At 53.6% G+C, this 14,042-nt stretch carries 14 protein-coding genes; 11 read left to right on the forward strand and 3 right to left on the reverse strand.

Going from position 1 to position 14,042, the window contains the following annotated elements:
- Positions 1-1,044 (reverse strand): MlaD family protein, encoded by a 1,044-nt coding sequence (locus MKZ35_RS11680; RefSeq protein ID WP_482513458.1) that lies wholly within the window; start codon positions 1,042-1,044, stop codon positions 1-3.
- 66 nt (positions 1,045-1,110) lie between these two features.
- The gene (locus MKZ35_RS11685) at positions 1,111-1,917 is read right to left on the reverse strand and encodes an N-acetylmuramoyl-L-alanine amidase family protein (protein WP_482513459.1); all 807 of its coding nucleotides are present in this window, start codon (positions 1,915-1,917) and stop codon (positions 1,111-1,113) included.
- 75 nt (positions 1,918-1,992) lie between these two features.
- On the opposite strand from MKZ35_RS11685, the gene MKZ35_RS11690 reads away from it, so the two are divergent.
- The 8 genes from MKZ35_RS11690 (at position 1,993) to rplS (ending at position 10,421) form a co-directional block, all read left to right on the forward strand.
- On the forward strand, positions 1,993-4,911 hold the full coding sequence (locus tag MKZ35_RS11690) for a putative LPS assembly protein LptD (protein WP_482513460.1): 2,919 nt from the start codon (positions 1,993-1,995) through the stop codon (positions 4,909-4,911).
- Between the two features lie 80 nt (positions 4,912-4,991).
- The gene (gene panB, locus MKZ35_RS11695) at positions 4,992-5,807 is read left to right on the forward strand and encodes a 3-methyl-2-oxobutanoate hydroxymethyltransferase (RefSeq protein WP_482513461.1); all 816 of its coding nucleotides are present in this window, start codon (positions 4,992-4,994) and stop codon (positions 5,805-5,807) included.
- A gap of 94 nt (positions 5,808-5,901) precedes the next feature.
- On the forward strand, positions 5,902-6,609 hold the full coding sequence (locus MKZ35_RS11700) for an RluA family pseudouridine synthase (RefSeq protein WP_482513462.1): 708 nt from the start codon (positions 5,902-5,904) through the stop codon (positions 6,607-6,609).
- A gap of 332 nt (positions 6,610-6,941) precedes the next feature.
- The gene (locus MKZ35_RS11705; protein ID WP_482513463.1) at positions 6,942-7,697 is read left to right on the forward strand and encodes an acyl-CoA desaturase; all 756 of its coding nucleotides are present in this window, start codon (positions 6,942-6,944) and stop codon (positions 7,695-7,697) included.
- 189 nt (positions 7,698-7,886) lie between these two features.
- Positions 7,887-8,429: a 30S ribosomal protein S16 gene (locus MKZ35_RS11710; RefSeq protein ID WP_482513464.1), complete on the forward strand. Its 543-nt coding sequence runs from the start codon at positions 7,887-7,889 to the stop codon at positions 8,427-8,429.
- Between the two features lie 149 nt (positions 8,430-8,578).
- On the forward strand, positions 8,579-9,160 hold the full coding sequence (rimM, locus tag MKZ35_RS11715) for a ribosome maturation factor RimM (RefSeq protein WP_482513465.1): 582 nt from the start codon (positions 8,579-8,581) through the stop codon (positions 9,158-9,160).
- A 73-nt stretch (positions 9,161-9,233) separates the two neighbouring features.
- On the forward strand, positions 9,234-9,911 hold the full coding sequence (gene trmD / locus MKZ35_RS11720; RefSeq protein ID WP_482513466.1) for a tRNA (guanosine(37)-N1)-methyltransferase TrmD: 678 nt from the start codon (positions 9,234-9,236) through the stop codon (positions 9,909-9,911).
- A gap of 153 nt (positions 9,912-10,064) precedes the next feature.
- The gene (gene rplS, locus MKZ35_RS11725) at positions 10,065-10,421 is read left to right on the forward strand and encodes a 50S ribosomal protein L19 (RefSeq protein ID WP_084446409.1); all 357 of its coding nucleotides are present in this window, start codon (positions 10,065-10,067) and stop codon (positions 10,419-10,421) included.
- 85 nt (positions 10,422-10,506) lie between these two features.
- Here rplS and MKZ35_RS11730 read toward each other — a convergent pair whose 3' ends face one another.
- Positions 10,507-10,926, reverse strand: a complete 420-nt coding sequence (locus MKZ35_RS11730) for a hypothetical protein (RefSeq protein WP_482513467.1) — start codon at positions 10,924-10,926, stop codon at positions 10,507-10,509.
- A gap of 148 nt (positions 10,927-11,074) precedes the next feature.
- On the opposite strand from MKZ35_RS11730, the gene MKZ35_RS11735 reads away from it, so the two are divergent.
- Genes MKZ35_RS11735 through MKZ35_RS11745 form a run of 3 tightly spaced genes read left to right on the forward strand, consistent with a single transcriptional unit; the run spans position 11,075 to position 14,039 of the window.
- Positions 11,075-11,527 carry a hypothetical protein gene (locus MKZ35_RS11735; protein ID WP_482513468.1) on the forward strand — a complete coding sequence of 151 codons (453 nt, stop codon included), beginning with the start codon at positions 11,075-11,077 and terminating at the stop codon, positions 11,525-11,527.
- Positions 11,524-12,681, forward strand: a complete 1,158-nt coding sequence (locus tag MKZ35_RS11740; protein ID WP_482513469.1) for a M1 family metallopeptidase — start codon at positions 11,524-11,526, stop codon at positions 12,679-12,681. The genes MKZ35_RS11735 and MKZ35_RS11740 overlap by 4 nt, the downstream gene beginning before the upstream one ends.
- Entirely contained in the window at positions 12,579-14,039 is a 1,461-nt protein-coding gene (locus tag MKZ35_RS11745; RefSeq protein ID WP_482513470.1) for a hypothetical protein, read from the forward strand. The genes MKZ35_RS11740 and MKZ35_RS11745 overlap by 103 nt, the downstream gene beginning before the upstream one ends.
- The last annotated feature ends 3 nt before the right edge of the window (positions 14,040-14,042 follow it).

Here is a 14,042-nt window from a genome sequence, read left to right on the forward strand (position 1 = left end):
TTATTTCACTGGCGTGGTAACTGAATCGGTGGGCACCAAGGTTTGCGGACCATCGGTTTTTATCTTCTGCTCGATTTCTATCTCACCATTCGGCTTCTTGGTCACTTCCTTCTTCGCCTTGTCCTTGCCGCCAAATGAAATCAGCGAGAAGTTGACGTAGCGTTTGGGGTTAGCCTTAAAGTCAACGAGCAGCGCGTCGGTGCTGGCAGCGGAGGCGTTAAGATTAGTGTATAGCGAATCATCATTGATAAGCTTGCCGAGCGAGCCTTTGGTGCTGGTCAGCGACTCGTTGAGCGAGGCCATGGTCGCCTGCGCTTCCGTTACGGTGGCGTTCATTTTCCGCACCGTCTGGCTCAGGGGGGCATTTTTGAGCGTGTCGGTAATTTGCGCCAGGTTGGAGGCCAAGCGGCTGAACTTGCGCTCCGTTACGTTGAGCGCACGGGTCAGCTCGGCCATATTGGTCGTGATCTGGTTGATGTTGCGCTGATTCATAATCAGCAAGTTTTTCAGCGCCTCCGTCGAGCCTTGCGCGTTGAGCAGCGTGGACTGGATACTGAGGCGGGCTTCCTTGGTCAGGAAGCTATTCACCTTAATCAACGTCGAGTCGACGGTGCCGAGTACGGGCAGGGCTTTAGCCTGAAAGGCGTCGGTAATACTGGCTACGGTGTAGGATTTCAACTCTTCGCCGCCCTCATATTCCTTCGAGTTCTTGCCCATAAACAGCGTGATAGTCTTGCTGCCCAATAGCGTGCCCGACAGGCTGGCCACGGTGGAGTCGCCCACCACGATGCCTTTATTCAGCTCGAACTGTACGCGTACCCGGTTGCCTTCTTCCGGCACCAGGTGCATCTCGCGCACCTGCCCCACTCTCACCCCGTTCAGGATGACCGGGTTGCCGAGGGCCAGCCCGTCTACGTTATCATACTTAGCATGAAACGTACGGCTGGAAGTGAACAGATTGCTTCCTTTCAGGAAGGTAAACCCAAAGTAAAGGGCTACGATTGCCACGAGAGCGAGCAGGGCTACTTTGATTTCTTTTGACACGTTGGGTCAGCTGTTGAGGGAGGTGAGAGGCAGGTAGACAAGGTGTTAACTGCTATTAGGGGGCATTTAATCCCCGTTCATAGCTTCTAACTCATTCTTATAATCCCGGAATGCCCGGTAGATACCCGAGGCCATATACGACTGCCCCGATTTATCGTTCAGGTAGCTTTCCTCGTTGCGGTTGGTCAAAAACCCGACTTCGATCAGCGACGAAGGCATCGTCGATTTCCAGAGCACCAGAAATCCCGCCTGCTTCACCCCGCGCGACTTCCGGCCCACTTTCGTTTTGAACTGATAGTCAACCTTTTGCGCGAATCGCAGGCTATTATCTACGTGGGCGCTCTGAAATAGCGAGAACAGAATGTGGCTCTGGGGCGAGTTGGGGTCGAAGCCGCTGTAGCGGGCTTTATAGTTATCTTCCTGTAAAATAACCGCGTTTTCGCGCTTGGCCACGGCCAGGTTAGCGTCCGTTTTGGCCGTACCCATCGTCCAGACCTCGGTGCCGTAAGCGGCGGAAGGCCCCGCATTGCAATGCACGCTGATAAACAGGTCCGCGTTATTTTTATTGGCAATGCCGGCGCGGTCGGCCAACTCCACAAACACGTCCGTCTTGCGGGTATACACTACCTTCACATCGGGTTCGTTGGCTTCGATGAGCCGGCCCAGCTCCAGAATTATTTTCAGGGATACGGCCGCCTCCCGGGCCGACACACCCGCGCAGCCTCTATCCTTACCGCCATGGCCGGCATCCAGTACTACAGTGCGTAGTTGGTACTTCTTGGGGGGCAAAACCGCCGACCCAGGGGCTACGGCTACCGACGAGCCCGAAATAAACAACAGACTCGCCAGACAAACAGCTACAATATTCCGCACAGAGTTCGTTAGTTGGAGTAGCTACCCGCTACTTTTGCAAATGGCCACAAAATAAACGATAAAAACCACGTAGTCTTGCCCGCGCCGTTCCGCTTGAGTTATTCCTGCCTACTTCCTCATCCGGGGCGGCTGGTGCCGCTGCTCGCAGCTGTGCTCTTGGCGCTGAGTATCAGCGGCGCCTGGGCCCAACAGCAGCGGCCAAAAACGCCCATACCTGCCGTCGTGCCGCGCGTCAACTCCGACGGGCGCCAGATCACCAACGCGCTGCCCGCCGACACGAGCCGGGCCGCTCGTCAGCGCCGCCTCATATCGACCATTGATACCAGCGCGGCCGGCGATTCTTTGCGTGTGGGAGCCGAAGTGAAAGGCGACATCAAAACCACGGTTAAGTATTCGGCGAAGGATTCTATTCGCTTCGATGTACAGCAGAAAGTAGCGTACCTCTACGATGAAGCCAAGGTTGATTACGGGGATTTATCGTTGAAGGCGGCCGTGATTACGGTTGATTATGGCCAAAACCTGCTGAAAGCAAATGGTGCGCCCGACTCCACGGGTAAAGTGCAGGGCCGGCCGGTGTTTAAAGACGCTGGGGGGCTTTATCAGGCGGGCACCATCAACTACAACTTCAAAACGCGCAAGGGCAAAATTGCGGATGCCGTTACGCAGCAGGGCGAAGGCTACGTGCATGCCGGCATTGTGAAGAAGAATGCGCTGAATGAGATTTTCGGGCGCAACGGTCAGTACACGACGTGTAACCTAGAGAACCCGCACTTTCACATCAACGCCACCAAGATGAAGGTGATTCCGGGGGAGAAAGTGGTGACCGGCCCTTTCAACCTCGTGATAAGCGATATTCCCACGCCACTAGGCTTCCTCTTCGGCTACTTTCCTACTCCGGGCAAAAGCCGGGCTTCGGGCCTTATTTTCCCCACGTTTGGGCAGTCCGCCGACCGGGGCTATTTCCTGCGCAATGGTGGTTACTATTTCGCTCCTAACGAATACATTGGCCTCCGCCTGACCGGCGACATATACGCCGGTAATGCCGAAGCTATCGGCGGCTTTGCGCTGCGGGGTGAGATGCAGTACATCAAGCGCTACAATTACAATGGCCTGCTGAGCATCGATTATACGCAGCGCCCTGCTAATCTTATTTTGCGCTCGGAGGCGCTAAACACTAACTTGGAGTTCCGGCGGCCGCGCAGCCCCAAGACCATCTGGATAAACTGGAACCACACGCCTACTCCCCGGCCCGGTGGGGGGCGTTTTTCGGCCAGTGTGCAGGCCGGCAGCACTGATTTTAACCAGCAGAACTCCTTTGATACGCGGAATTATCTCACGCCTTCGTTCAACTCCACGATTAGCTACCAGAAGCAGATTCGCAATTCGCCCATCAACTATTCGCTTCAGCTCAGCCAAAACCAGAATACGCAGACGGGTGTCATGAACTTTGTGCTGCCCGATGTGTCGGTGCAGGTAGCTCGGCAGTACCCGTATCAGTGGTTTGGCATAGAGCCCCAGGGACGTTTCTACGATCAGTTTTACGAGCAGATTGCTATATCCTATAACCTGATTGGCCGCAATGAGCTAAGCAATCTGGAGCAGCCCCGCTTGCTAAACGGCGGCGTTATTCCCGTGATTGGCGGTACGCGCGAGGGCCGCACTATTCCCTTCGATTTCTCGAATCTGGCGCCCCTGCTGAATAATTCGCAGCCGACTATCCAGCACCAGTTCGGCATTACGCTGGGCAACTACACGGTACTAAAGTATCTGAGCCTTAACCCCACGATCAACTACGGCGAATCCTGGTATTTCAAACGGCTGAATTACAACTATGAGCCTCTGGCTCAGGCCGTACGCATCGACACGGTTTCGCAATTTGGCCGCTTGTACAACTACTCCGGCGGCGCCAGCCTATCGACCAATATCTATGGAATTCTACCCATAAAAGGCGCCAAAATTGAAGCTATCCGCCACAAAATTACGCCCTCAGTTGGCTACAGCTACGCGCCTGATTTCTCCCGCAACGACGACTTTTACGAGGCTAATCTTACCCTGGGAGCCCTTCGTGATGCGCAGGGCCGCTTGTACAACCAGTTTGGCCAGCAGAACGACATAACGCGCAACCCGATAGCATTCAGCCGCTTTATCGGTGCTACGGCTGGCAATGCGAATGGCCGCGCTTCCAGTGCCCTAACTATTGGCGTACAGAACCAGATAGAAATGAAGGTTCGCTCCAAAAATGACACGACCGGCACCACCCCATTTGAAAAGGTAAGCTTGATTGATGGGCTTGACTTCAATACCGGCTATGACTTTGCCGCCGACTCGCTCAACCTACTGCCGCTGGCCGTTACGTTCCGCACGCAGGTAGCCAAGAAGCTTAACATTGTGGTAAACGCCGGTTTTGTCTTCTATCAGCGCGACTCCACCGGGCGGTTTATCAACGAATACCTTTTCAATCAGCCGAAGCGGCGGCTGGCCCAGCTTACGACTGCTACGCTGAACCTGAGCTACCAGTTCAATCCGGCGGCGGGCACCAAAAAGTCGACCGTGCCGCGCGATGTTGCCCCCGCTAACGACCCCGTATTGGGCAGCCCTGTGCGCGTTGATCCGTACGAGGACTACGTCGACTTTGATATTCCCTGGGAGCTGAGCACCTCTTTTGGCGCTACCTACCAAGACCCAGGCCCAATTCCGGGCCGGCTCAACCGTCCTCGTGCCGATGCGCTTACAGCAGCCTCACTCGACCTTAGTGGCTCCGTAAAGCTTACACCGAACCTGCGTGTTGGCTATAGAACTGGCTATGACTTCCGCAGCAATCAGGTTTCGTTTACTTCCCTCGATTTTTACCGTGATTTGCACTGCTGGCAAATTAGCGGCAGTTGGTTTCCTTTCCCTGGTTACCGCCAGGGCTACAACGTAACTATTGCTGCCAAGTCAAGCCTGCTGCAAGACCTCAAGCTAAACCGCAACCGTACTTTCCAGAATCGGTAAGCTTGGGGGGCAAATTCAGGCTTAGTAGAAAAATCCGCCGATCTGGGCCCCACCTTTATACCTCGCTTTCTCCGCTCCCTATGTCTCAGCATAAAGAAGTTAAGCTCGTGACCACTCATCAGCTGCTAGCCATGAAGCGGCGGGGTGAAAAGATTGCCATGCTCACGGCCTACGACTTTTCGATGGCTACCCTGCTCGACGGTGCCGGTATCGACGTGCTGCTGGTAGGCGACTCGGCCTCCAACGTGATGGCCGGCCACGAAACGACTCTGCCCATCACCCTCGACCAGATGATTTACCACGCTTCCTCCGTGGTGCGGGCTGTGAAGCGGGCTTTTGTGGTCGTTGATATGCCATTTGGCTCCTATCAGGGCAATTCGTCGGAGGCGTTGCGCTCGGCTATTCGCATTATGAAAGAGTCGGGAGGGCACGGCGTAAAGCTGGAGGGTGGTGCCGAAATTCGGGAGTCCATCACGCGCATCCTGACGGCTGGCATTCCAGTTATGGGTCATTTGGGGCTTACGCCCCAGAGCATTTACAAATTCGGCACGTACACCGTGCGGGCCAAAGAAGAATCTGAGGCCCAGAAATTGCTTGAGGATGCCCAGCTGTTGCAAGAAATAGGATGCTTTGCGTTGGTGCTGGAGAAAATTCCATCGGCGTTAGCCAAGCAGGTCGCTGAAACGCTTACCATTCCAGTTATCGGTATCGGCGCCGGCCCCGATGTTGATGGGCAGGTGCTGGTAGTTCACGATATGCTGGGCATCACCAAAGAGTTTAAACCCCGCTTCCTGCGCCGCTACGCCGAGATTGGTGATGTAATGCACGATGCAGTGCAGCGCTACATTCAGGACGTAAAAACGCACGATTTTCCTTCGCCCGAAGAGGCTTACTAGGTTCTGCAAACCCGAATTTTTACTCCCGTTCCTCTTTATCGTGGCGCTGGGGGCTTTTTTCAATAGCTTATTATTACCCATCAATTAATCCCGCGTGACTCGTCCGAATCTATGGTCGGAACAGAAGGAGATTCTGTTTGAAGACAATCATTTGCTTATCATTAATAAGCCGGCCGGCTTGCTCGTACAAGGCGACTCCACCGGCGACGAACCTTTATCGGTAAAGGCTGCGGAGTATCTGCGGTTCAAATACAAAAAGCCTGGGGCAGCCTTCATAGGCGTGGCGCACCGACTAGATAGACCCGTGAGTGGCGTTGTGGCCCTCGCTAAAACCTCGAAAGCCCTGAGTCGCCTCAATGAGATGTTTCGGGACAATACCGTGCACAAAACCTATTGGGCATTGGTAGGTAAGCGCCCGGAGCCTACCAGCGGGCACTTGGTGCACTGGCTCGTCAAAGATCCTATTCGCAACGTCACCAAGGCTTATTCCACGGCTCATCCGCAGGGCCAGCGCTCCGAGCTGGATTATGAAGTATTAGGCCAAGCTGGCTCGCGCTATCTTGTTCAGGTAAACCCCATTACGGGGCGCCCGCACCAGATCCGGGTGCAGCTGGCCACCGGTCTGGGTACGCCCATCGTGGGCGATGTGAAATATGGATTTTTGGCGCCTTTACCTGATGTGAGTATCGCCTTGCATGCCCGCCGGCTGGAGCTAGCCCATCCCGTCAGCAAAGAGCTGATGACCTTTGAGGCTCCGCTGCCAACTATTGCGCATTGGGAAGCAGCCAGCGCATATTATTAAAAGCCAGCGCTTTCAGCTTTTCCCAACTTTTTGTTCGTTTACAGGTTTAAAGGTAGATGTCCTGAGAAAGAGCGGCCTTAAAAACGGCTAACAACGGTGAGAAAGCTTCTGTCAAAGAGCCGAATCTCCGCTATCAGCATTGGCGCTTTGCTATTTTTAAAACCAGCGCAAAATAGCACCTGAACAAGATTTTGGCCTTTTCAGCTAATTTATTGACCCTGCAAAGCTCTGGCCGTAGGTTTGTACTCGAAATCTGAACTAAAGTCAACTGCGTAGACTTTTGCGAATAACGCCCTAGTTCTGCTTCTTCTGATATTCAACACCCCTGCTTTATGCCCATACTTATCTTCTTCGTTGCTCATTACTACCTCTCGCTGTTCACCCAGACATTTTATTTGCACCGTTATGCGGCGCATAAAATGTTCACGATGAATAAGTTCTGGGAGAAGTTCTTCTATCTCTTCACGTACGCTTGCCAGGGTTCATCCTTCCTGTCGCCGCGGGCCTACGCTATCCTGCACCGTATGCATCACGCATACTCCGATACTGAGATGGACCCGCACTCGCCCCACTTCTCATCCAATCCGTTTGCGATGATGTGGAAGACAAAGGTTATTTACACCGATTTGCTCAAGCATAATGTGGAAGCTCCTGAGCGCTTTGAAGGTGATTATCCAGTGTGGGAAGCCATAGAAAACTTTGGAAGCCAGTGGTATTCGCGTCTGGGCTGGGGCACAGCTTACGTGCTTTTCTACATCAATTTTGCTACCGCCTGGTGGATGTACTTGTTGTTGCCAGTTCATTTTCTGATGGGTCCGTTGCACGGCGCTATCGTAAACTGGGGTGGCCACAAGTACGGCTATCAGAACTTTGATAACCACGATAAGTCGAAGAACACGCTGGCCTTAGACTTTCTGGCTTTTGGCGAACTGTTTCAAAATAATCATCACAAGCTTCCGCTACGCGTCAATTTCGGCGTGAAGTGGTGGGAGTTTGACCCCACTTATGTGTTCATCTGGGGCATGGATAAAATGGGCGTTATCAAAATAAAGCGCAAGCAGCAAGCCCCCGTGCGCGTTGCGGCTTAGTTTATCTTAATCAAAAGAAAAGGCTGCCTCGGAAATGAGTCAGCCTTTTCTTTTGCTCCCTATTTATTGATAACACTTAGTAATCAGATTGAATCTGATGAAAGGTTTTCAATCTTGCAGAGATGTGCGTACCTTTGCGCCTCACTTTCAACCAGACGGACGGGTTCCGTCGCTTAACCAACTAGGTTTATGGCAGTTAAAATCCGCCTCGCCCGCCGCGGCCGCAAGAAAGCCGCGCAATTTGACATCGTAGTAGCCGACGCTCGCGCTCCCCGCGATGGCCGTTTCATCGAAAAAATCGGTACCTACAACCCTAACACTAACCCTGCTACCATCAACTTCGACGGCGAAAAAGCTTTCGATTGGATCATGAAGGGTGCCCAGCCTACCGATACGGTTCGTGCTATGCTTTCTTACCGTGGCGTATTGTACCGCAAGCACCTGCAACTTGGTGTTATCAAAGGTGCTATCGCGCAAGATGTAGCTGACGAGCGTTACACTGCCTGGAAAGAGCAGAAAGACGCGAAGATCGAAGGCAAGCGTACTAGCCTGGGTACCGCCAAAGAAGAGACGCGCAAGCAACAGCTTGCCGCCGAAACTAAGGTTAAAGAGGCTCGTGCCGAAGCAATCCGCAAGAAGCAGACTCCTGCTGTTGAGCCCGTTGCTGAAACCGAAGGCGAGACGGCCGAAGCAGCCGCTCCGGCCGAAACCACTGAGGAAGCTGGCGCCTAAGCTTAGTTTAGGAGATTAAACGTTTGAGAGTTTAGGAGTTGTTGTCTTGCGGCTGGTGTCGCGGCAGCTTCTTCTAAACTCTCAACTTTTTTATCGTACAAGCGCTCGTTTCTATCTTCTCCACTTTCACCCATCAGAATCCCTATCCTATGACTATCGACGAATGTTATCAACTCGGCGGCATTGGGAAGACACACGGCCTGAAGGGCTTCGTTGTGGCTTTCCTGGATGTTGACGACGTTGAGGCCTACCGTAAAATGAAGTCGGTGTGGTTGGAATTGCCCCCCACGCCGGGCAAGCTGACGGCTTTTACCGTAGAGCGGGTACAACCTCAAACAGCTGACCGAGTTTTGCTAAAGCTTAAGGGCATCGACACGATAGAAGCCGCTGAACCTCTGCGTAATGCCAAGCTCTATCAGACACTCGAAGAGTTGCCGGAACTGGAGGATGATCAGTTTTACTTCCACGACGTTATTGGCTACACCGTGGTTGACGAAACGCTGGGCGAGCTAGGTATTGTGGAGACGTTCTACGAAATGCCCCAGCAAGACCTTATGGGTATGCGCTACCAAGGGCAAGAAGTGCTGATTCCGGTGGTGGATGAGTTGGTTTTACACGCCGACCAAATCGAGCGTAAGCTACACGTTAGATTGCCAGAGGGCTTGCTGGATGTTTATCTCAAGCCGGCTTCCCGGGAACGTGACGAGCCCGATGAGTTTGTCGAGCCTTAGCTGAAAAAGCCCCCAGCGCTCAATCACCGATTTATCTTCAGAACCTAGCTTCACTGCCAACGGCGGTGCTACCATGCGCCTCGATATTATCACCTGTCAGCCTGATTTATTGGTCAGTCCCTTTGCCCACTCCATCGTGAAGCGGGCGCAAGATAAGGACTTGGCTGAAATTCACGTCCACGATTTGCGGCGCTTTGCTATTAATAAGCACGGGCAAATTGACGACTACGTATTTGGCGGCGGAGCAGGGATGGTATTGCGCGTAGAGCCCATTGCGGCTTGCTTAGATGGACTCTTAGCGGATCGCCGCTACGATGCCGTCATTTATATGACACCAGACGGCGAGACGCTTCGGCAGCCGCTGGTTAACCGCTTGTCGCTAACCGAGAACCTAATTATCCTTTGCGGACACTATAAAGGCATTGATGAGCGAATTCGTAAGGCCTACATCACGCACGAAATCAGCGTGGGTGACTACGTGCTCAGTGGCGGTGAGCTGGGAGCGGCTATTCTGACCGATGCTATCGTGCGGCTCTTGCCTGGCGTGCTTGGCAATGAAGAGTCGGCGCTGAGCGATTCTTTTCAGGATAATCTGCTGGCCCCGCCGGTCTATACGCGCCCCGCTGAGTGGCGTGGGCAGACCGTGCCGGAGATTCTGCTCTCGGGTAATACCCCTCAGGTTGACATCTGGCGGCACGAGCAAGCGCTGGAAAGAACCCGTCAAAGACGCCCGGATTTGCTGGATGAGTAGCTGGCTAACCTCTATATACGCAGCCGTTTGGCCCTTTCAGGATTTAACTCCGCAATAAGTTTGCCTTCCTCAAAACAGAGCGCTATATTTGCGCCTCTTTTACCCGAAACCACTCGGACGGCGGCGCCGTCCTATTTTTAGTTTTTCCCAGCCATGAGCGTACTACTCGATTTTATCCAGCAGGAATCCCAGGAGCGCCGCGCCAGCTTCCCCGCTTTCGCCGCCGGCGACACCGTTAATGTTCACGTGAAGATTCGCGAGGGCAACAAGGAGCGTGTTCAGCAGTTCCAGGGTGTTGTTATCCAGCGTAAGAATCCAAACTCCAACGGCGAGACTTTCACCGTTCGTAAGATTTCGAACCAAATTGGCACTGAGCGTATTTTCCCGCTTCTGTCGCCCAACATCGACAAGATTGAGGTAGTGCGTCGCGGTAAAGTGCGTCGTGCTCGTCTGTTTTATCTGCGTGGCCTGTCGGGCAAAGCAGCCAAGATCAAAGAGAAGCGCGGCTAAGCCCAGCTTTCTTAAGCACACAAAAAGCCGGTTCCTCGATAGGAACCGGCTTTTTGGCGTTTATACAAATTCGATTGTGCAGCTATTAGCTGTTCGAATTTTTCAAATCCTGCTCGGGAGTGGAATTGACATTGGGATTTTGCACCTGCTTGGCTGCCTTCAGCAAGGTTTCGCCCAAGTTGGTTACTCGCTGGGCTGTGTTTGGGTTTTCAGCAAAAATGGCTGCTTTAAGCGTATTCTCACCCAAACGTCCCATTAACTGACCAACGAGCTTATGATCGATGGTGCCGCCATTGAAATGGGCCTTCAAAGCCTGCAAATCAACCACGATTTGGTGTAGCTCTGGGTTGTTGACCTCTTTTATATCCTCGATCCAGCGCTGAAGCACATTGTCGAAGCCGGCCTTGGACGCTTCTTCCTGCAAGTCACTGTTCAGGTTATTGATAGCGCCATCCAGATGATTTTGGTGCTGGGTATCGTCTTTGGGGATTTTATTGAAAGACATAGGTTGGGGGTGTTAGTCCGCAGGGGCGGATGGTGAAACTGAGTATGAGAAAACGGGTCGGCTGCCAGAAAGGTTGTGACACGGCATTCTGAGGCCGACCGCGTACTTTCGTCCCACATTTATTCGCTCGTTAACCTTTTCTCCCCGCATGAAAAAGTTATTAGCCAGTTGCTGGCTTGCTTTTCTTCCTCTGGCGCTATCGGCGCAGACTACTTCACCTGGCAGTTATTGGCAGCAGGAAGTCAATTATTCCATTGATGTTTCTCTCGACGACCGCCAGCATATGCTTACGGCCCAGGAGGAAATTCAATACACCAACAACTCGCCCGACCAGCTCACCTTTATCTGGTTTCACCTCTGGCCCAACGCTTACCGCGACAATACCACGGCCTTTGCCAAGCAGCAGCTGCGCAACGGTAGCCGCAAGTTTCAATTTGCCCCCCAAGATCAGCGCGGCTTCATTGATCAGCTTGATTTCAAGGTAAACGGCCAATCTGCCACACTCTCCTTCGACCCAGAGCACGCCGACATGGCGAAACTGGCTTTGCCCCAACCGTTGGCGCCGGGGGCAAAATCACGATTAGCACGCCTTTCCGGGTGAAGATTCCAGCCTCGTTTTCGCGCTTTGGCCACGTAGAGCAGTCGTATCAGATAACGCAGTGGTACCCGAAGCCCGCTGTTTATGACAGCCAGGGCTGGCACCCGATGCCTTACCTGGACCAGGGCGAGTTTTACTCCGAGTTTGGCTCGTTTGATGTGCGCATTACCCTGCCCGCGAACTATACCGTAGGCGCCACCGGCGTACTACAGAATTCGGAAGAGCAGGCGCGCCTAACGCAGCTAGCTACCGCTATGGCCGCCAAAAAGGCCGAAGACTACGGTAAAGACCTGACCTTCCCGAGCTCCGCTTCCGAGACGAAAACCCTACGCTACGTGCAGGACCGTGTGCACGACTTCGCCTGGTTTGCCGACAAGCGGTTTAATGTGCTCAAGAGCGCCGTCACGCTGCCTTCGGGCAAGCAAGTGGATACATGGGTGATGTTCCTGAATAAGGACGTGGCGAAGTGGATAAAAGGCCTGCAGGACGTGAACGACGCCGTTACCTACTACTCCCAGTGGGTAGGTGAGTACCCGTATACTGCCGCTACGGCCGTCGATGGGGCTTTGAGTGCTGGCTCAGGCATGGAGTACCCTATGGTAACCGTTACGATGCCAGCAGCTATTGTGCACGAGGTAGGCCACAATTGGTTTTACGGTATTCTGGGCTCTAATGAGCGCGCGTTTCCCTGGCTGGATGAGGGCGTGAACTCGTACATCGAAAACCGCATAGCTGAGGTTATAGACCCCAATTCCGGGCAGTTTTCGCAGCTACTAAAGCCGGGCAGACTTGCGGTCACTTTTGGTACCGAGGGGCTCACCCGCGCCGCTCTTGACCAAGTACCTTATCAGGCCTCTGCCAGCCGGGGCCTCGACCAAGCAGTAAGTGGGCCCAGCTCGGCTGAGTACGGCAAGATCAACTATGGCATTATCGTGTACAGCAAAACGGCTTCTCTGCTCAAGTATCTGGCGGGGTATCTGGGGCAGGAGAAGTTTGATGCCGCCATGCGCGCATATTACCAGCGCTGGCAATTCAAGCACCCTCCCCTGCCGACATGCAAACGGCCTTCGAGGAAAGCACCGGGCAGCAGCTGGATTGGTTTTTTGAGAATATGCTGCAAAACACCACCCGCTACAACGCCGCCGTGGGGGATATAGAGGTTACGAATGACCAGGTAAAGGTGCTGGTTCGCAACGACTCGCCCGCACCCTTTGCCGTGCCGGTGTCTACGCTCAATGCCCAGGACCAAGTGCTCGAAACACAATGGACGCCCGTATTTGGCAACGGCGAAGAAGATGAAGAAACCCAGCTCAACTTCCGCCGCGAGGGTGTTGCCTCTATCGTTATTGACCCAACCTACCTTACGCCCCAACTCAACCGGCGCGACGATAAACTTAAGCTAAATGGCAGCTTGCCGCGCCTGGAGCCTCTGCGCCTTCAACCTCTCGTTAGCGTGGAGCGCTGGGACCGCGCCGCCATCAACTGGGCGCCGGTGCTGGGAGCCAACACCTCCGATAAGTTTATGCTGGGAGCGGCTTTCTATAGCAGCCCTTTGGTGCCCAAGCGCCTGAGCTACCTGGCTATGCCGATGTACAGCTTCAACCGCAATGAATTGAACGGTATCGGTACGCTTAATCTGAATATTTTGCCGAAGGAAACAGCTCGTCAGCTCGTTACCGGCGTCACGGTACAGCGTTTTGAGCGCTATGTGAAGGTAGAGCCCAGCCTGACGCTGACGCTGCCTAAGTCGGCGTATAATGCTCCCCAGCACACGGTTCAAATCGCCAACACCTCCGTGCGCGATGAAGACTTTGATGTGACCAGCAGCATTCAGACCTTATTCTACCAGGTACAGGCCGGCGACGCGCTGCAAACCTGGTCGGCCAGCGTGGAGCTGAACAGGCTTACCCCCAATTTAGCTGTTGAAAGTTCGTCTTCACAAGCAACACTGCTGCGCGCTTCGGCTTCGTACAGTCGATACTACTCACCAAAGAAGCGCGTGCAGGCACGGCTGTTTGGGGGGCGTTTTTTGCAAAAGTCGAATGACGCACCTTTCGTCATTGGTCTGAGCGGCAGCCCTGACTACCGGCGTCAAACGGCTTTTCTGGACCGCCAACGTATATCGGATGCTTTCACCGCTCAAACGCACCAAACTGACGACCGCGACGGAGCGTTCAAGAGCTATATTCCGGTTGAAAGCCAGCGCTGGCTTAGCACTCTCAATCTGCAGGCCGATCTGCCGGTAACAGGCCTAGGCGTATTCGCCGACTTTGGTGTTACGAAGGAAGATAATACGCTTTATAGCAGCCGTGGGGGGCAAAATTTCTTCTACGATGCGGGCTTAGTGGTTCCGGTCATCAAAAACATCTTCCAGTTCTATCTACCCGTGGCCGGTTCTCAATACGAGAATGGCTTACCAAGCAGCCGCAAGGACTTCACTGATCGGATTCGCTTTGTGCTACAGCTGGATCAACTCAACCCTTTCCGCCAGCTTGATGTGCAGCTGGCCAAATAAACT

This window comes from Hymenobacter sp. R533113 (assembly GCF_056835965.1).